At 56.8% G+C, this 17939-nt stretch carries 15 protein-coding genes and 2 tRNA genes; 9 read left to right on the top strand and 8 right to left on the bottom strand.

Features of this window, described 5'->3' with window-relative positions; genetic code table 11:
• Positions 1-4: 4 nt before the first annotated feature.
• The 5 genes from pcaF (at position 5) to MUN80_RS11200 (ending at position 5514) form a co-directional block, all read left to right on the top strand.
• Complete coding sequence (pcaF, locus tag MUN80_RS11220) at positions 5-1210, top strand: 3-oxoadipyl-CoA thiolase (RefSeq protein WP_244723779.1); 1206 nt, start codon at positions 5-7, stop codon at positions 1208-1210.
• Positions 1207-1806, top strand: coding sequence for an acyltransferase (locus MUN80_RS11215; protein WP_244723777.1), 600 nt, complete (start codon positions 1207-1209; stop codon positions 1804-1806). Before pcaF ends, MUN80_RS11215 begins: the two co-directional genes overlap by 4 nt.
• A 102-nt stretch (positions 1807-1908) precedes the next feature.
• Positions 1909-2484, top strand: a complete 576-nt coding sequence (locus MUN80_RS11210; protein WP_244723774.1) for an SMI1/KNR4 family protein — start codon at positions 1909-1911, stop codon at positions 2482-2484.
• Positions 2485-2561: 77 nt separating this feature from the next.
• Positions 2562-4613 (top strand): phenylacetic acid degradation bifunctional protein PaaZ, encoded by a 2052-nt coding sequence (paaZ, locus tag MUN80_RS11205; protein ID WP_244723771.1) that lies wholly within the window; start codon positions 2562-2564, stop codon positions 4611-4613.
• A gap of 121 nt (positions 4614-4734) precedes the next feature.
• Positions 4735-5514 (top strand): enoyl-CoA hydratase/isomerase family protein, encoded by a 780-nt coding sequence (locus MUN80_RS11200; protein WP_244723768.1) that lies wholly within the window; start codon positions 4735-4737, stop codon positions 5512-5514.
• An 81-nt stretch (positions 5515-5595) separates the two neighbouring features.
• Here the strand turns inward: MUN80_RS11200 and MUN80_RS11195 are convergent, their stop codons facing one another.
• From MUN80_RS11195 to mltG, 6 genes are all read right to left on the bottom strand, one after another.
• Positions 5596-6939, bottom strand: coding sequence for a DUF6138 family protein (locus MUN80_RS11195; RefSeq protein ID WP_244723765.1), 1344 nt, complete (start codon positions 6937-6939; stop codon positions 5596-5598).
• A gap of 97 nt (positions 6940-7036) precedes the next feature.
• Positions 7037-7121 (bottom strand) — tRNA-Ser (locus tag MUN80_RS11190).
• A gap of 66 nt (positions 7122-7187) precedes the next feature.
• Positions 7188-7274: transfer RNA gene (locus MUN80_RS11185), tRNA-Ser, on the bottom strand.
• A 148-nt stretch (positions 7275-7422) separates the two neighbouring features.
• Entirely contained in the window at positions 7423-8364 is a 942-nt protein-coding gene (locus tag MUN80_RS11180; protein ID WP_244723763.1) for a YihY/virulence factor BrkB family protein, read from the bottom strand.
• An 8-nt stretch (positions 8365-8372) separates the two neighbouring features.
• On the bottom strand, positions 8373-8888 hold the full coding sequence (locus tag MUN80_RS11175; RefSeq protein WP_244723760.1) for an acyl-CoA thioesterase: 516 nt from the start codon (positions 8886-8888) through the stop codon (positions 8373-8375).
• Positions 8889-8988: 100 nt separating this feature from the next.
• Positions 8989-10062, bottom strand: a complete 1074-nt coding sequence (mltG, locus tag MUN80_RS11170; RefSeq protein ID WP_244723757.1) for an endolytic transglycosylase MltG — start codon at positions 10060-10062, stop codon at positions 8989-8991.
• Positions 10063-11045: 983 nt separating this feature from the next.
• Between mltG and MUN80_RS11165 the strand changes: the two genes are divergently transcribed.
• Both MUN80_RS11165 and MUN80_RS11160 read left to right on the top strand, forming a co-directional pair.
• Positions 11046-11447 carry a T9SS type A sorting domain-containing protein gene (locus MUN80_RS11165; RefSeq protein ID WP_244723754.1) on the top strand — a complete coding sequence of 134 codons (402 nt, stop codon included), beginning with the start codon at positions 11046-11048 and terminating at the stop codon, positions 11445-11447.
• Between the two features lie 193 nt (positions 11448-11640).
• Positions 11641-12273 (top strand): L-threonylcarbamoyladenylate synthase, encoded by a 633-nt coding sequence (locus tag MUN80_RS11160; protein ID WP_244723751.1) that lies wholly within the window; start codon positions 11641-11643, stop codon positions 12271-12273.
• 236 nt (positions 12274-12509) lie between these two features.
• Here the strand turns inward: MUN80_RS11160 and MUN80_RS11155 are convergent, their stop codons facing one another.
• On the bottom strand, positions 12510-13436 hold the full coding sequence (locus tag MUN80_RS11155; protein ID WP_244723749.1) for a lysophospholipid acyltransferase family protein: 927 nt from the start codon (positions 13434-13436) through the stop codon (positions 12510-12512).
• Positions 13417-14277, bottom strand: coding sequence for a hypothetical protein (locus tag MUN80_RS11150; RefSeq protein ID WP_244723747.1), 861 nt, complete (start codon positions 14275-14277; stop codon positions 13417-13419). Before MUN80_RS11150 ends, MUN80_RS11155 begins: the two co-directional genes overlap by 20 nt.
• A gap of 152 nt (positions 14278-14429) precedes the next feature.
• On the opposite strand from MUN80_RS11150, the gene MUN80_RS11145 reads away from it, so the two are divergent.
• Positions 14430-15092: a WbqC family protein gene (locus MUN80_RS11145; RefSeq protein ID WP_244723745.1), complete on the top strand. Its 663-nt coding sequence runs from the start codon at positions 14430-14432 to the stop codon at positions 15090-15092.
• A gap of 122 nt (positions 15093-15214) precedes the next feature.
• Positions 15215-17815: an ATP-dependent Clp protease ATP-binding subunit gene (locus tag MUN80_RS11140; protein ID WP_244723743.1), complete on the top strand. Its 2601-nt coding sequence runs from the start codon at positions 15215-15217 to the stop codon at positions 17813-17815.
• Positions 17816-17939 lie beyond the last annotated feature (124 nt).

Genomic DNA, 17939 nt, shown 5'->3' with positions numbered 1-17939 from the left:
CCATATGAAGCAGGCTTATTTAGTAGACGGAATCCGCACGCCCATCGGCAACTTCGGCGGCAGCCTAGCCGCCGTCCGCCCCGACGACATGGCGGCCCTGGTCATTGAGGAGCTCTTAAAGCGTAACCCCGGCGTGGACCCGGCCGGCATTGCCGACGTCATTCTGGGCTGTGCCAACCAGGCCGGGGAAGACAACCGCAATGTGGCCCGCATGGCCCTGCTGCTGGCCGGCCTGCCTACCTCTGTACCCGGCGAAACCGTGAACCGCCTCTGCGCCTCGGGTTTGTCGGCTAGCATTGCCGCCGCGCGCGCCATTCAGAGCGGCGACGGGGACCTGTTCATTTCCGGCGGCGTGGAAAGCATGACCCGCGCGCCCTACGTCATGTCCAAGCCCAGCAAAGCCTTCGGCACCGACTCGAAGATGTACGATTCGAGCTTCGGGTGGCGCTTTGTCAACGAAAAGCTGGAGGCTATGTACGGCATCGACGCCATGGGCGAAACGGCCGAAAACCTTGTGGACCAGTACCACATCAACCGCGAAGACCAGGACCAGTTTGCCTACGAGTCGCACCAGCGGGCCGGCCGGGCCCGGGACTCGGGCCGCTTCGCCGAGGAAATCGTGGGCGTACCCATTCCCCAGCGCAAGGGTGAACCGGTGCTGTTTACGAAGGACGAGTTCATCAAATCGGAAACGACCCTGGACGTGCTGGCCAAGCTGCGGCCCGCCTTCCGTAAAAACGGCTCGGTTACAGCCGGCAACTCGTCGGGTTTGAACGACGGCGCCGCGGCTCTGTTACTGGCCTCGGAGGATGGTATCAAGCAACACAACCTCACGCCCCGGGCCCGTCTGGTTTCGATGGGCGTGGCGGGCGTGGAGCCCCGCACGATGGGCATCGGGCCGGTGCCGGCATCCCAGCTGGCGCTGAAGAAAGCCGGCCTCACGCTCGACCAGATAGATTTGATTGAATTCAACGAAGCGTTTGCCGCCCAAACCCTGGCCTGCGTGCGGGGTCTGGGCCTGGAAGGCAACGACCCGCGCATTAACCCCAACGGCGGGGCCATTGCCCTAGGTCACCCGCTGGGCATGAGCGGGGCCCGCATCCTGAACACGGCCGCCCTGGAGCTGCACAAGCAAAACAAGCGCTACGCCCTCGTGACCATGTGTGTGGGCGTGGGCCAAGGCTACGCAGCCATCATCGAAAAGGTATGATCTACTCGTTCAACGGCATTGTTCCGGTCGTGCACGAGTCGGCCTTCGTGCACCCGCAGGCGGCCGTGACGGGCAACGTCATTATCGGCCGCAATGTCTACATCGGGCCCGGCGCGGCCATTCGTGGCGACTGGGGCCAGATTATCATCGAGGACAACTGCAACGTGCAGGAAAACTGCACCGTCCACATGTTTCCCGGCACGACTACCCGGCTCAAGGAAATGGCCCACATCGGCCACGGCGCCATCATCCACGGCGCCACCGTGGGCCGTAACGTCCTGGTCGGCATGAACGCCGTACTCATGGACCGGGTGGAAATTGGCGACGAGTGCATCATCGGGGCCCTGAGCTTTATCAAGGCCGATGAAGTTATTCCGCCCCGCAGCTTAGTAGTAGGCAATCCGCACAAAATTATCCGGCAGGTGAGCGACGAGATGCTGCAGTGGAAAACCGAAGGCACGCACGTTTACATGCAGCTACCCGCCGATTTGCACGCCACGTTGCAGGCCTGTGAGCCTTTGCGTGAAGTTCCTGCCGACCGCGCGGTGCAGCAGGCCAGCTACCAGACCTGGGCTGAGCGCAAAGCCGGAGAGTAATTCCGAGCGGAAAAAGCGCCCTGCTCTAACGTCTGCGGATGGAAGCATTTCTGCCGCTTCGTTAGCTTGCCCCGGCCAGCTAACTTTCCAAGCAATACCAATATGACTTCTGCCGATATCAACCTAGTTCATCAGTTTGTAGACACTGCGCTGGAAAAGTGGCGCCAAGCTGATTTAATGCATTTCCCAGACGCTGATATGCCCTTGGAAATGCGGGACGAGGCCCGAGTTGCAGACGAAGATTGGACACCCTGGAAGCCGATACCGAGCACAGTTACCAATTCTGACCTACAGGAGTTAGAAGCCCAAATACACCTGCCGTACCCCGCCCTGTACAAGGAGTTTTTGCGCTACAAACACTTCTACGAGCTATGGACCGAGCAGGAAATCAACTTCTTTCGCCATGGCATTCACGAATGGAAAGAGGAGCTTATCCGCCACTACTTCCAATCGGGGGTGCCCGCTAAGCTGATCGGCCAAGGCTACATCTATTTCGCCGATTACTCCGATTGGGGCATCGTCTGCTTTGATACCCGCCACCAGAATCCGGAGGACCAAGACTGCCCAATCGTCATGATTGACCATGAGCTGCTATTGGACGACCCGGTTCCCATGAAAACGCTCTATCCTTCTTTCGCTGCCATGATGCGGAGCTTAGTCGCAGAACAGAAAACCTGACCCGGCTGGAAGAGTAGCTTCAACCCCGTGCAGCGTAGCAGGCTGCTTACTCTAAACTTCTCCCCTTTCCCATACTCATGACTCCCACCCTCGAAAACTACGTACTGGGCCGCTGGACGGCCGGCTCGGGCGAGCAGCACGAGCTCTACGACGCCTCCACCGGCGAAGTCATTGCCATTGCCAACGGCGAAGGCCTCGACTACGCCTCGATGTTTGACTATGCGCGCCGCACCGGCAACAAGGCCCTGCGCAAGATGACCTTCCACGAGCGGGGCCGCATGCTCAAGGCCCTGGCCCTGCACCTCGACAGTAAAAAGGAAGACTTCTACACCCTGAGCTACCGCAGCGGGGCCACCCGCGCCGACTCCTGGATTGACATCGAAGGCGGTATCGGCAACCTGTTTGCCAACGCCTCGCTGCGCCGTAAGTTTCCCGACAAACCCTTCTACGTCGAGTCCGAGCCCATTGCGCTGTCGAAAGCCGGCAACTTTATGGGCCACCACATCCTGGTGCCCAAGGAAGGCGTGGCCGTGCATATCAACGCCTATAACTTCCCTATCTGGGGAATGCTGGAGAAAATTGCGGTCAACCTGCTGGCTGGCATGCCCGCCATTGTGAAGCCCGCCGTGCCTTCAGCCTACCTCACCGAGGCCGTCGTGCGCGAAATCATAGCCTCCAAAATCCTGCCCGAAGGTGCTTTGCAGTTGGTGGTAGGCAGCGGCCACGGCATTCTGGACCACGTCAACTACCAGGACGTCGTCACCTTCACCGGCTCGGCCGAAACCGGCCGCAAGCTCAAGGGCCACCCGCGCATCTTGGCTGAAGCCGTGCCCTTCACCATGGAAGCCGACTCACTCAACGCCGCCGTACTGGGTCAGGACGCCGTGCCCGGCACCGTAGAATTTGATTTGTTTATCAAGGAAGTTCGCAAGGAAATGACCTCGAAAGCAGGTCAGAAGTGCACCGCCATCCGCCGCATCATCGTGCCCGAGAACTTGGTCGAGGACGTGCAGATTGCTCTGGGCAAGGCCCTGGCACAAACGACCATTGGTCACCCGCTGGCCGAAGGAGTGCGCATGGGCGCCCTGGCCGGTCGGGAGCAAATGCAGCGCGTGCGGGAGCGGGTAGAGCACCTGGCTAAGAACACGCCCATCGTGTATGGCAACCTGGACGACGTGCAGGTTATCGGCGGCGACTGTAAGGTAGGCGCGTTTATGTCGCCCATCGTGCTGCTCAACCCCGAGCCGTTCAAGTTCACCGACACCCACGAAATCGAGGCGTTTGGGCCGGTAAGCACCATCATGCCCTACAAGGACGTGGATGAGGCCATTACCTTAGCCAACATGGGTAAAGGCTCGTTGGTGTGCTCGGTAGCTACCAATGACCCGCACACGGCTCAGGAGTTTGTGCTCGGTTCGGCCACCCACCACGGCCGGATTCTGGTTCTCAATGGCGAAGTGGCCAAGGAAAGCACCGGCCACGGCTCTCCCCTACCCCTGCTCATTCACGGCGGCCCCGGCCGGGCCGGTGGCGGGCAGGAAATGGGCGGCATCCGCGGCGTAGAGCACTTCATGCAGCGCGTGGCCATTCAGGGCTCTCCCACGATGATTACCGCCATTACGGAGGTGTATCAGCCCAAGGCTAAGCAGATTGAGAAAGACAAGCACCCCTTCCAGCACTACTTCGAGGAGCTGGAAATCGGGCAGACCTACACCACCCACCGCCACACCGTAACGGAGGCCGACATCACCAACTTCGCCCAGGTGTCGGGCGACAATTTCTACGCCCACGTCGACGCTACTTCTCTGGAAGGCACGCTCTTTACGGGCCGCGTGGCCCACGGCTACTACATCCTGAGCAAGGCTGCCGGCATGTTCGTGGATCCGCGCAAGGGGCCGGTATTGCTCAACTACGGCCTCGACGAGTGCCGCTTCACCAAGCCTGTTTACCCCGGCATGACCATCGGCGTGCAGCTGACGGTAAAGGAGAAAATCGGCCAAGAAAAGCGCGACGCTGAGGACGTAGCCAAGGGCATCGTCCGCTGGCTGGTGGACGTAACCGACGAAACCGGCGAAACCGTAGCTGTAGCCACCATTTTGACTATGGTGAAGAAGAAAAACCAGGAGTAAAACTGAGTGTCATGCTGAGCTTGCCGAAGCATCTCTACCGCGCTGGTAATCACACCACTTTAGCAGTAGAGATGCTTCGACAAGCTCAGCATGACGTTCTTATACCAAAGCCACTTCTTTCATGAGCACCACCGATACCCTTTCTGCCGGCCAAGTCCAGGTAACCACCGACACTTACGGCATCAGCACCGTTTCCTTTTTTCACCCCAGCCACAACTCCCTGCCCGGCGCCCTGCTCACCCAGCTGGCCGCTACCATTACCGCTGCCGGCCAGGACGCGGCTACCAAAGTCATCATCCTGTGCAGCGAGGGCGAAAAAACGTTCTGCGCCGGGGCCAGTTTCGACGAGCTCATAGCCATTGCCGACGAAGCCCAGGGCCTGGAGTTCTTCTCGGGCTTTGCCAAAGTCATCAACGCCTGCCGCACCTGCCCCAAAATCATCATCGGCCGGGTGCAGGGCAAGGCCATCGGCGGCGGCGTGGGCGTGGCCGCAGCTACCGACTATTGCTTTGCCACGGCCCAGGCCTCAGTGAAGCTTAGTGAGCTGGTCGTGGGCATTGGTCCGTTTGTCGTGGGACCAGCTGTTGAGCGCAAAATCGGGCAGTCGGCCTACGCCCAGCTGGCCCTCGACGCGGGTGAGTTCCGCTCGGCCGAGTGGGCCCGGGACCGGGGCCTCTACGCCGAAGTACTGCCCACCGCCGCCGAGCTGGACCAGGCCGTGCAGGCGTTTGCTGAGAAGCTGGCCCGCTACAACCCCGAAGCCCTGACTGAGCTGAAACAGGTGTTCTGGCAGGGCACCGAGCACTGGGATACGCTGCTGCCCCAGCGCGCCGCCATCAGTGGCCGCCTCGTGCTGTCAGACTTCACCCGCTCGGCCATCAGCCAGTTTAAAAGCCGGTAAGACTATAACTCCCAGCCACGTAAAAGCCCGTTTCCAAGGTTGGAAACGGGCTTTATTTTTACCGCTAAAGGCAAGTGCAGCTTACTCGTCGGCGTCTTCCTTGTGAAAAAGCTCCTCGTACAGCGGCTGCAAGTCGGCCGGGGCGGTACGTATTACCTGCTGGTGCTTGTGCTCGGGCCCGAAAATGGCATGCAGCACCATATCCCATGCGTAGTCTGCCACTTCCTCTGCATCCTCGTCGTGGAGCTCATCGAGGAGAAATTTCGCGAAATCCTTCTTGAAGTTCAGCAACATGGTCAGGGCGGCAGCATCCTGAAACTGGGCTCTGAACACGGGGTAAGGCCGGTGCCACTGGGTCGAGAGCACGCAGCTGATAAAGATGGGCAAGCTCTTTTCGGTGATGCCGAACTTCTCCACAAACGCGGCGGTGAACTTCTCCTGCAACGACTGGTGCTCCTCGTCCACGTTGCGCATGTAGTGCTTGACCAGCTCGAAATACGCCTCGCTCTGCAAGCCCAGGGCAAACACGGCAAAGCTGCCGGGCATAGCACCCGCCTCATCGTCTAGGTTGGTATACTCGTCATGGGTACTCATGGCCAGATTGGCATACTCTACCAGCAGCGGATGCAGGCTTTCGTAGGCCGCGGCATTGGCAAACAATGCGTGCACGCCTTTTCTAGGCAGGCCTTTGATGGGCAGCCAACTTTTGTGCTTGCTCGAAAAATCAATCGAGTAGCTCCGCGGAAAGTTGGTTTGCAGCAGCCGGTTGAGAAACTGGAAAATCCGCAGGTAGCTTTCGACGCTTTCCTGCTTCACGGTGAGCCGAATGGTTCCAAAAGCATCATTAGCCGTGCAGCTCACCAGCTCGTCTTTGTACTCGGTAACCTCCTTGGGTAATTCGCCGCTGCCAAACTTTTTAAGCCGTTCTACCTCGTTTGAACCCAGGTCGGTAGCCATGCCAAAGTACTCATTCGCCGTTACGCTGGCGAAGCTTGGTCCGTACTTGAGGTGGCCGATGGCCAGGTAGCACATAAACTTTATGTAGTCGGGCGGCACGGTGGCCGCATCCATTTCCGGCCTGCGTACCAACTCAACGTGCCATCTGTCCCCCACGTTTTCAAAGTACGGCGTCTTGATGGTGGCCTCTACCCATTTGTCAAATGAGTAGCGTATTCCCTTGTAGCCCTCCCTGTCAACCTTCATCAGCTTTTCGAAAAACGCAACCACCCTGTCCAGTTCGAAGGGTTGCCGCATAAAGTATTCGATTAGCGTGTCGCTCAGGCAGTTTTCGTAGCCCGGCAACTGGTAGGGAAACGGGTAAATCTTGGCGGGAGTGCAACGCTGCTCAAACACGGCGGCCACGTAGGCGTCCAGCGTAGCCTCATTGCCTTCAATCTGCACTAGGTAGTCGATTTTCCTTGACATGGATGCAGTATAAACAGTAACGATTTAGGTGAGCCCGTGGCTGATGCTGAAAAAGCAAAAAGCCCCATTTGCACAAGGCAAACGGGGCTTTTCAATGCAGAGGAGGAGGGATTCGAACCCCCGGACCTTTAACAGTCAACGGTTTTCAAGACCGCCGCAATCGACCACTCTGCCACTCCTCTAACTGTGGTAACTACGGGTATTGCGCTAAAAAGAACGGCTTCACACTTGAAGCCGTTGCAAAAAAGCAGAGAGGGGGGGATTCGAACCCCCGATACCGTTGCCGGTATAACGGATTTCGAATCCGTCGCATTCGACCACTCTGCCACCTCTCTGTAGGTATTCGGTGAATGGTTTGGGATGGCAAAAGTAATAGGCGTTTGCTTGTTTGCAATACCTGCAGCGCATTTTTTTCGCGCTTTCTACCCTCTTCTCCCACGACTGTATTCCCTGAAACCTGCTACCAGATTCGTTCTGAACGCCTTACCGACTTTTCAGCCGCCCGGTCACGGCGTCGATACTGACGTTGATTTCGAAGCCCAGAATCAGGGTCATGCACACAAAGTCCAGCCAGACCATGAACCCCACCAGCGTGCCGATAGAGCCGTAGAAGTGGTTGTAGCTGTCGAAAATCTTGACGTAGAGAATAAACAGGAAAGAAACCAGGAAGATCAGCAGCGTAGCTACCACAGCCCCGGCCGAGAGAAAAGGCCACTTGTCGTGAATGGGCGGCACGTAGTAGTACACCAAGCAGGTCGTGAGCAAAAACAGGCCGACTACCGAGCCATACTTCAGGATGGAAATCAGCTGGTTGGTGAACTGCTCGGGCACGATTTCGTGGAACACCAGCGCATCGATGATATAGGTACCGAAGAAGATACCCACAATGGCCAGCAGCAGCACCGCCGACAGCACTACCGTGAGCAAGGTGGCAATGACGCGCTTGCGCAGGTAGGTGCGGCGCTTAAACGAGGGGTACTTCTTTTCAAACGCGTCGAGCAGGGCCATGATGCCGTTGGAGCTCAGCACCAAAGCCGCCGCAAAACCGAAGGACAGCAAGCCTCCGTGCGGGATGTTCACGATATCCTCGATGGTGCCCGACACGGCCACGTACATTTCCCGGGGGATAATGTCGCCCAGGAATTGCAGGATGTCCACATTCAGGTTGGGTACCGGAATGTAGGGAATCAGCGTGAAAAGGAAGATGATAGTCGGAAACAGGGCCACCGTCAGGTTGAAAGCCATGTAGGAAGCCCGCTTGCTAATGCTGTCAAGCTTGAGCTCCTGAATCATGCGGTCCACCACGTCGTAGACCGAGGCCCGGCCGTGGGCAATGTGCAACTGCTTCAGCCACACAATAAACTTGCGGTAGGAACGCCGGCGGCGCACGTCGGGCAGGTGGTAGCGGCGAACGGGCAGGCGCATGGCCATGGTTACTCGGTTGGTTTAGCAGACTTGTTGGGCACAAAGGCCGCCGCAGCCGGCGCTTCAGCGGGCAATTTCTGCGCGGCTGGGGTGATGGGGCCGGTCAGCTCGTCATCCGAAAAGTACGGAGCCAGCTTGTTTTGGATTTCAGTCGGAATCGGGACGGGACGGCCGGTAGCCGTGCTTACAAACACCATCAACGTGTGGCCCTCGGTCAGCAGTTCCTGGGCCTCATTGTAGATTTCGTACTCGAACATGACCCGGGAACCTTCGGCCGGCTGCTTGAGCAGCAGGCGCACCGTGAGCAAATCATCGTAGCGGGCGGGTCGGCGGAACCGGGTGCGTATCTCCCCTACCGGCATTCCTACCCCATCGGCCTCCAGGTCTTTGTAGCGGATGCCCAGCTGCCGGAACGCCTCGGTGCGGGCCACTTCGAAGTAAGCCGCGTAGTTGCCATGATAGACGTAGCCCATCTGGTCGGTTTCGGCGTAACGCACGCGGATCTGGGTGTCGGAAGAGTACATCTTGCGTGAGGGGGCTATGGTGCTAATCGTTAATGTGGAAAAAGCGGAGCGAGTTGTACCTAGGGAAGCTATATTACTTTCACTTTACCCACCAGCTCATTTACTTCATAATGCCGGCGCGGCTCAAAGCAGCCTGGTAGCGGCGGGCGTTGACCAAGTGGCCGGCCTCGTTGGTGGCAAAGGCGTGGTAGCCGCTGAAGTCTTCCTTGGCGCAGAAATACAGGTAGTCGTGCTCCTCGGGGTTCAGCACGGCGTCGATGCTGGCAATGCTGGGCAGGTTGATGGGGCCGGGCGGCAGGCCAGCATACTTGTAGGTATTGTAGGGCGAGTCTTTCTGCAAATGCACATTCAGTACCCGCTTGATGCCGAAGTCGCCATTGGCGTACACCACGGTGGGGTCGGCTTGCAGCTTCATGTCGCGCTTAAGACGGTTGAGGTATACGCCCGCTACGCGGGGCCGCTCGTCGGCGTGCTGCTGCTGCTCGGCCTCCACGATACTGGCCAGGGTGCTGACCTGCTCCCGGGTTAGACCCAGCTTTTTGCGCTTGGCGTCCCGGGCCGGGGTCCAGAACTTCTCGTATTCCTTCTTCATGCGCTGCATGAGGTTATCGGCCGAGGAATTCCAGTATAACTCGTAGGTATTCGGAATGAACATGCCAATGATGCTGGTCGTGTCGAAACCCAGGCTCTTGGTGTATGTCGGGCTGCTGAGCAGGGAGTCGAACTGATGGGGCCGGGCATCAATGGCGGTGCTCAGCTTCTGGGCCAAATCCTGACGCAGACGAATGTTCTGAAACGTGAGCTTCAGCGGCGACTGGCGGCCGGCCCGCAGATCCGAAATGAGCTGGCGGTTGGTGTAGCCATCCTTGATTTCGTAGCGGCCGGGCTTCACCAGCTCGTCGTACTTCATGAGCCGGGCCACGAAGTGCAGCGAGAGTTTATCGACGATGGCGCCGGTCCGGTCAATGGAGTCAAGTACGGCTTTAGCCGTTTGGCCACGGCGCACCAGCACGTACGTAGGCCGCCCTTTGGTCTCGACGTTGGGCGTGAAGAAGACCTGGTAGAAGTAGTAGAAGAACGTAATAAAGATGATGCCCAGCACTCCTACCGTGTAGGCGAAGCGGTTGCGGCGGCGGAGCGCGTTGGCTTTGTAATCAATGCGGGGCTTGGTCATTACAAACGAAAGACGAAATCAGAGTACCGGAAGAAAGAAGGACCTCTAGCCGGCCGCTTCGAAAGGCCAAGCCAGAGTTTTCCCATCAAAAGTACGCCATCTTGACTGTTTCCCCATTCTCGGCAGCTGAAGTAGCTAACTCAGCCTGTGTGTAGCCGGTTGCCAAGCACCAGAGCTCAACCCTAACTGGTAACGTAATGGTAACACAAGGGCAAAACACACAAAATTTGGGGGTTGAATCGTATTGGGCTAGCTTTAGCCTCTGCCCTACGTGTACCTGGTTTTCAGTGCGCTTTTCCTTTTGTTACCTTGGTAGCACATTTCACGTACACGCTCCTCCAACTGCTTCCTCTTTTTTCACTTCTTCTCAACGTTTCACCTTTTTTCATCTGACTATCGTGGCACTTTTTACACCTTCTATTTTCCGCCTGCGCAGCCTACCCGTTGCCGCTATGCTGCTGGGGCTTTCTGTGTCGGCTCAGGCCCAGACTCCAATCAGCATCACGGGTGGTACCGCGGTTTACACCCAGAACTTTGATGGCATGGGCGCTACGGGTACCGAGTACCCAGCTGGCTGGGGTGGCGCCCGTTTGACAGGTACTGGTACTACGCCAGTAGTACTTGTGGTATCTGACGGCAGTGGCGCTACTGTATCAGGCTCTACTTACAATGCAGGAACCGCAGCAGCAAATGACCGGGCTCTAGGCAGCGTTGCTTCTAACAGCACCACCCCTACTTTCGGTGCCGTGTTTACCAACGGAACAGGGGCAGCTGTTACTCGGCTAAATATGGCTTTTTATGGGGAGCAATGGCGTTCAGGCTCGTCGGCAGACTTCACTGAAGCACTGACCTTTGAATATAGCTTAGATGCTACTAGCCTTCTGACCGGTACTTGGGTAGCAGCAACCGCTCTTAACGTTACGGAAGTGGTGAACGCCAACACAACAAACGGTGCCCTAAATGGCAACGATGCAGCTAACCGTGTGGCAGTTTCCAGCTCAATTACTTCCATCAACTGGCCGGCGGGTGGCACTATGTGGATCCGCTGGAGGGACAACAATGAGTCTGGTAATGATGCCCTTTTAGCCATTGATGATTTTGCCCTTTCTACCGGCAATACTACGCTGGCTACCCAGAACAAGGCTTTGCAAAATGCCCTGAGCGTATTTCCCAACCCTGCTACCAACCGCGTTACATTGCGCATGGGCAAGGAAGGCGTAGGCGCTTCGGTAGAAGTATTCAACGCCCTGGGCCAGCGCGTACAGCAGGCTCAGGCTACTCAGGAAGACCTCACCCTGGACGTTTCTGCCCTGCGGACCGGCGTCTACACCATCCGTTTCACGACCAAAGGTGGCACGGCTACCCGCTCGTTCATGAAGCAGTAAGGCTGGTTAGTAAAGCCCAAAAAAGCCCCGAACCACATGGTTCGGGGCTTTTTTTATGCTCTCTCCGGGCTCTACCAGGTAACCCTACGCACAAAATGTGCGAATGAGTGGTAGTTGTGTAACGCAGCTACTACCTTGGCGCTGCCCGCCACTCGGGGCACTTTGCCTTTGTTTCACTCCTTAATTCCTCCCAATGGCTGCTACGTTGCTCCGTATTCATCCCGACAACCCGCCCCAAAACCGTATTCAGCAAGTTGTGGACGTACTCCGCAAAGGTGGCCTTATCATTTACCCGACCGATACCGTCTACGGAATTGGCTGCGACATTCACAATGCCAAGGCCGTTGACAAGCTGTGCCGTATCAAAGGGCTGAATCCGGACAAGGCTAACCTCAGCTTTATTTGCTCGGACCTTTCCCATATTGCCGACTATGCTCACGGCATCACAACGCCCACCTACAAGGTTATCAAGAAAGCGTTGCCAGGACCGTTCACCTTCATCTTTGAGGCCAGTGCCAAAGCACCACGCCAAGGCGGCAACAAGCGCAAGACGGTCGGCATCCGGGTACCCGACAGCACGATCATCATTCAGCTGGTAAAGGAGCTGGGCAATCCTATCATCAGTACCTCAGTGCGGGAAGACGAAAACACACTCGACGAGTATGTGACCGACCCCGACCTGATTTTCGAGAAATACCGCCTGCTCGTAGATCTGGTAATCGACGGCGGCTTCGGCGGCAACGTTCCCAGTACCATTATCGACTGCACCAACGACGACTTCGAGCTAGTACGCCAAGGCGCCGGCGACATTGAGCAGTATCTCTGATACTCTGGGGAATGTGAGTAGTATGAATGAATGTGTCCTTGCGAGGCATCAGCCGAAGCAACACGTCCGCTGCTGGTGACAAACCTCCTTTTACCAGAAAGCCCTTTCTTGTTAGCTACGAGAAAGGGCTTTTCAGTTAAGAAAACTCAGCACAGTGCAGCGGACGGATGGCCCCGGCTACGCCTCGCAAAGACTGAATATCGTTTCTCAAATCTCCCCATTAGCACATCAGTACATTAAGACACTCGTTTGTGCTTCCAGCGGCGGTGGGTCCAGAGGTAGTCAGCGGGGGCAGCCTGAATGTCACGCTCCAGGTGGCGGGCAAAGGCTTCGGTTACTACGTAGCCATCTTTGTCGAGGGGCGTGTTGCCGTCGTGCAGGGGCAGAATCACTAGCTCGTAATAGCCTCGTTTCACCCGCTTGATATTCACGTACACCACCGGGCAGTTGAATTGGCTGGCCAGTCGGTCGGCGCTGCTGTAAAAGCTGGTTTCCTGATTCAAAAACTGGGTCCAGTAGGGCCGGTCCTCGGGGCCGGCGGCTTGGTCGGTGAGCATGCTCATGGCCCGGCCCTCCGTGCGCCGCTTGATTAGGTCCCGCAGCGTATCGCGCATCGGAATCAGGTGGGCCCCGCTACGGGTACGCAGCCGGAACAGAAAATCTTCGAAAAACGGGTTGCTCAACGGCTTGTACACGCCATAGGCCCGTCCGGGAAACTCCAGGGCGCCCGAGGGAAGAATCCACTCCCAGTTGCCGGCGTGCGAACCCAAAGCCAGTACCGTGCGCCCCTGCGCAAATGGGCCTGACAATAATTCCGGATTCCGGATGACCACGCGCCGGCGCAGCTCAGCGTCCGACATAGCCGCCAGCTTTAGCATCTCGACCATCACCTGGGAAAAGTGCCGGTAAAAGCCCTTCCGAATCTGCTGAATCTCTGCATCCGACTTCTCGGGAAACGAGTTGCGCAGGTTTTCGAGCACCACCCGTTTACGGTAGCCAATCACGTAGTGCATCAGCCCGTACAGGCCGCCGGCCAACACGTGTAGCACTGGTAGGGGCAGTCGGGCCAAGCCCATCAGGAACCATTCCAGCGGGAGATAGGTCCAGGGATATTTGCGAGTAGTTGGTTGAGTCATCAGGGAGCTACCACGCCAGAGGGGCATAATCAGCCACGTTGCGGTGCAGAAGGGTATTTTGGGTAAAAAGAACTTTGTTTTTGGCGTCGCGGCCTTCTATCGTCAGCGTAAAGTCGCCGGCAGGCAGCTTGCTCATATCCAGCTCCCCTACCACCGGTGTGCTCTGGCCTAATGCTCCTTTGACAGTGGCGTTGGCAGTCAGCACATCTTTGGCAGCGCCAGCCAGCCGCAACCGATACCGCAGCTGCACCGTTTGCTCGGGCTTGGCATTGTACAACTCACTATAGAAAAAGGCCCGGTCGGCCCCCCGGCCGTACAACCCACCCGGCGCCCGGGTCAGGTTGAAGCCGCCGCGGACAAAGTTACTGGCCTGCGGCGATTTTGCCGCCGGGCGGGCTAGCAGCACGATATCACTCAAGGTCAACCCTTTGGCACCCGACGCAATGAGCAAAGGCTGCTCTATCACGTTGTTCTGTCCGGCACGGTACTGGTCGCGCACCTGCCCACGGATGGTATACTTGCCATCGGCCAGCAAAATGCGCTTCTGAAAACTCACCGGATTTTTCAGGCTTACCGACGTGTCGCTCAGTACTGGAGGCTTTAGCGTAATAGTTTCCTGATAGGCCGCCGAGCCATCTTCCCGGATAATTTCGAGCGTTACGCTCGCCGCCGCCTGAAATACTTTCGGAGCCCGCCGCTTGTAGGTCAGCGACTGGCCGGGCACGGTAGCGTACATTTCTATTACGGCCCCCTTCACGGCAATGTCATCGTTGCGAAAACGAACCACATCTAGCAAGAGCTGCGGGGGCACAGCTGCCTGCAGAGAACCAGTGAGTAATAGGGCGAACAGCAAAAGCCAGGAGCGCATAGTGTCAGTTTGACGGATGGGAAGGTAGTCAGGGTATTCTAAAGCTCCGAAAGCAGTTTTGGTAAGGTAATGGTTCAGCGGTAAAGGGCGCAAATGCCTATTTAAATGAGGATTTACATTCCATATAAGTCGAATGCTATCCTCGCCTCCCTTTGCTGCCTGTTTTTGCCCTTCCGCCCCTGACCTTCGCCGCCGTGCCCATTCTCTTTGAGTCCCAGTATAATCCGCCTGCTCAGTTCTTTGCCGAACTAGCCGGCCACGATGCGCTCTGGCTGGAACGCCACGACAATTACCGCAAGCAAACCTACCGCAACCGCTGCTTGATCCTGACTAACCAGGGCCCAAAGCCCTTGACTGTGCCGGTAATAGATGGCAACCGCAGCCAAAAGGTGCTAACCTCAGCCATTGAAATCGACTACCGGCAGAACTGGGTGCACCAGCACTGGCGCAGCCTGCAAACCGCGTACGGCGGTACTCCGTACTTTGAATACTACGCCGACTATCTGCACGACATTTACTTGCAGAAGCCGACTCTACTTTTCGAACTGAATCTGGCCTTTTTGCAGTTCTATCTGCGCTGCCTGCGGTTGCGCACTCCCGTGGAGTTCACTACCGAATATCACCCCCAGTACGCCCCTTCCCTCGTGCTCGACCGGCGCGATTGTCTGACACCAAAGGCTACGTTTGGCACAGAACCTGACAGGAAGTCGGTTCAGCCCTACCCGCAGACGTTTGGTAAAGATTTTGTACCGGGACTCAGCATCTTAGACCTGCTTTTTATGCAGGGTCCGGCCGCCGGCAGTTTTCTTGCGTAGTGCAATTACTGCCTCCGAACCTTCGCCCGTATTTACCTGTTTTCAGGTTACTTCGGCCCAACCCGCTCATCGTTCAGTAACCTTGGCTTGCGGGGCACCGTTTTTCTTCATTACTTATCTGCATGGAAGCTAAATTCTCAAATCGAGTCAAGGAGGTCATCTCCCTGAGCCGGGAAGAGGCCATCCGGCTCGGTCACGACTATATCGGTACCGAACACCTATTACTAGGAATGATTCGCGAAGGGGAAGGCACTGCTATCGGCTTGCTCAAGAAATTGGGCGTGTCGGTAGAAGAGCTGAAATACGCCCTTGAGCAAGCAACTCGTAATACGGCCACGCAGGGCACGAGCATCACCGGCTCGATTCCCCTGACCAAACAAACCGAGAAAGTTCTCAAGATCACCTACCTGGAGGCCAAAATCTTCAAGAGTGAAATCATCGGCACGGAACACCTGTTGCTTTCGATTTTGCGCGACGAAGACAACATTTCTTCCCAAATCCTGAGCAAATTCAACGTGAACTACGAAGCCGTTCGCGACTCGCTGGACTACCACGGCAACACTGCCCCCACCGACCGCGCCCCCGACACTGACGACGACGATAACGACAAGCTCTTTGGTGGCAGCGCCGGCCGCGGTGGTGCCGGCAGCAGCGCCGCCCCGCGCAAGCAAGGTGAGAAGTCGCGTACTCCCGTTCTCGATAACTTTGGTCGTGACCTGACCAAGCTGGCCGAGGAAGATAAGCTCGACCCCATCGTGGGCCGGGAAAAGGAAATTGAGCGCGTTGCTCAGATCCTGTCGCGTCGCAAAAAGAATAACCCCATTCTCATTGGCGAGCCTGGTGTAGGTAAAACGGCCATCGCCGAAGGCCTCGCCTTGCGCATTATCCAGAAGAAGGTGTCGCGCGTGCTCTTCGGTAAGCGCGTAGTAACCCTCGACTTGGCTTCGCTGGTAGCTGGTACCAAGTACCGCGGTCAGTTTGAAGAGCGCATGAAGGCCGTAATGAACGAGCTGGAGAAGTCGCCCGACGTTATCCTGTTCATCGACGAGCTCCACACCATCGTGGGTGCCGGCGGTGCTTCCGGTTCGCTGGATGCTTCGAACATGTTCAAACCAGCCCTGGCCCGCGGCGAAATTCAATGCATCGGCGCTACCACGCTGGATGAATACCGTCAGTATATCGAGAAGGATGGCGCTTTGGCCCGTCGTTTCCAGATGGTAATGGTAGATCCTACCACGCCCGAGGAAACCATCGAAATCCTGCACAACATCAAAGACAAGTATCAGGATCACCACCATGTAGTATACACCGACAAGGCTATTGAGGCCTGCGTAAAGCTGTCGGACCGCTACATGAGTGACCGGTTCCTGCCCGACAAAGCCATTGACATTCTCGATGAGGCTGGTGCGCGCGTGCACATCAACAACATTGTGGTGCCCGAGGATATTCTGAAGCTCGAGGAGAGCATCGAGAATATCAAGACGGAGAAAAACCGGGTGGTAAAATCGCAGAAATACGAAGAAGCCGCCCAGCTTCGCGACAAGGAAAAGAAACTTCTGGAGCAGCTCGACCAGGCCAAAAAGAACTGGGAAGACGAGACCAAGAAGAAGCGCTACACGGTGAAGGAGGAAAATGTGGCCGAGGTAATCGCCATGATGACCGGTATTCCCGTGAGCCGCGTGGCCCAGAACGAAAGCCAGAAGCTGCTCAATATGGGCGAAGAGCTGCAAGGCAAAGTGATTGGCCAGGACAAAGCCATCAAGCAACTGGTGAAAGCCATTCAGCGCACCCGCGTGGGCCTGAAGGACCCCAAGAAGCCGATTGGTTCGTTCGTATTCCTTGGCCCGACGGGTGTTGGTAAGACGGAGTTGGCCAAAGTTTTGGCTACCTACCTCTTCGACAAGGAAGACGCTCTGGTGCGCGTTGACATGAGCGAATACATGGAGAAATTCAGCGTATCGCGCTTGGTAGGGGCACCTCCCGGCTACGTGGGTTACGAAGAAGGCGGTCAGCTGACGGAGAAAATCCGCCGCAAGCCATACTCGGTAATCCTGCTCGACGAAATTGAAAAGGCGCACCCCGACGTCTATAACCTGCTTCTGCAGGTACTCGACGATGGTATCCTGACCGATGGTCTGGGCCGCAAGGTTGACTTCCGCAACACCATCATTATCATGACCTCGAACATCGGGGCCCGTGATTTGGCCGACTTCGGCGCTGGTATCGGTTTCGGTACAAAAGCCCGGACGGAAAACCTGGACGAGATTACCAAAGGCACCATCACCAATGCCCTGCGGAAAACCTTCTCGCCCGAGTTCCTCAACCGTTTGGATGACGTTATCGTCTTCAACTCGCTCGAGAAAAAAGACATTCACCGCATCATCGACATTTCGCTGTCGAAGCTGCTCTCGCGCATTCAGACGCTCGGCTACAAAGTAGAGCTGACTGAGGCCGCCAAGGACTTCGTAGCCGACAAAGGCTATGATCCGAAGTACGGTGCTCGTCCGCTGAACCGGGCTATCCAGAAGTATATCGAAGACCCGATTGCCGAGGAAATCCTGAAAGCCGAAATCGCGCAAGGTGACGTTATTACCGCTGACTTCGTGGAAGGCGCGGAAGAACTGACCTTCGCCGTGAGCAAGAGCGGGGAGCAAACCAACCTCGCCAGCGACGAGCGGCCCGAAGAGGCCCCCGAGTCGCCGGATACTGAGAAAGGCAAGTAATCTGCTTTAAGTAAACAAAAAAGCCAGCTCTTCACAGAGCTGGCTTTTTTGTTTTATACCCTAAAAAAATGAACCCTTCCATAAAAAAGCCGCCCAAATATGGTGCGGCTTTTTTTGCGCTCGT

The organism is Hymenobacter cellulosivorans, from assembly GCF_022919135.1.
In the GTDB taxonomy this organism is placed as follows: domain Bacteria; phylum Bacteroidota; class Bacteroidia; order Cytophagales; family Hymenobacteraceae; genus Hymenobacter; species Hymenobacter cellulosivorans.
This window is presented reverse-complemented; position numbering and strand designations above follow the sequence as displayed.

Coding starts and splice junctions, on each gene's coding strand:
- MUN80_RS11150 (WP_244723747.1), bottom strand. CDS start 14,277: ATGCGCTCCTGGCTTTTGCTGTTCGCCCTATTACTCACTGGTTCTCTG.
- MUN80_RS11140 (WP_244723743.1), top strand. CDS start 15,215: ATGGAAGCTAAATTCTCAAATCGAGTCAAGGAGGTCATCTCCCTGAGC.
- MUN80_RS11160 (WP_244723751.1), top strand. CDS start 11,641: ATGGCTGCTACGTTGCTCCGTATTCATCCCGACAACCCGCCCCAAAAC.
- MUN80_RS11215 (WP_244723777.1), top strand. CDS start 1,207: ATGATCTACTCGTTCAACGGCATTGTTCCGGTCGTGCACGAGTCGGCC.
- pcaF (WP_244723779.1), top strand. CDS start 5: ATGAAGCAGGCTTATTTAGTAGACGGAATCCGCACGCCCATCGGCAAC.
- MUN80_RS11155 (WP_244723749.1), bottom strand. CDS start 13,436: ATGCCCCTCTGGCGTGGTAGCTCCCTGATGACTCAACCAACTACTCGC.
- mltG (WP_244723757.1), bottom strand. CDS start 10,062: ATGACCAAGCCCCGCATTGATTACAAAGCCAACGCGCTCCGCCGCCGC.
- MUN80_RS11175 (WP_244723760.1), bottom strand. CDS start 8,888: ATGTACTCTTCCGACACCCAGATCCGCGTGCGTTACGCCGAAACCGAC.
- MUN80_RS11210 (WP_244723774.1), top strand. CDS start 1,909: ATGACTTCTGCCGATATCAACCTAGTTCATCAGTTTGTAGACACTGCG.
- MUN80_RS11180 (WP_244723763.1), bottom strand. CDS start 8,364: ATGCGCCTGCCCGTTCGCCGCTACCACCTGCCCGACGTGCGCCGCCGG.
- paaZ (WP_244723771.1), top strand. CDS start 2,562: ATGACTCCCACCCTCGAAAACTACGTACTGGGCCGCTGGACGGCCGGC.
- MUN80_RS11200 (WP_244723768.1), top strand. CDS start 4,735: ATGAGCACCACCGATACCCTTTCTGCCGGCCAAGTCCAGGTAACCACC.
- MUN80_RS11195 (WP_244723765.1), bottom strand. CDS start 6,939: ATGTCAAGGAAAATCGACTACCTAGTGCAGATTGAAGGCAATGAGGCT.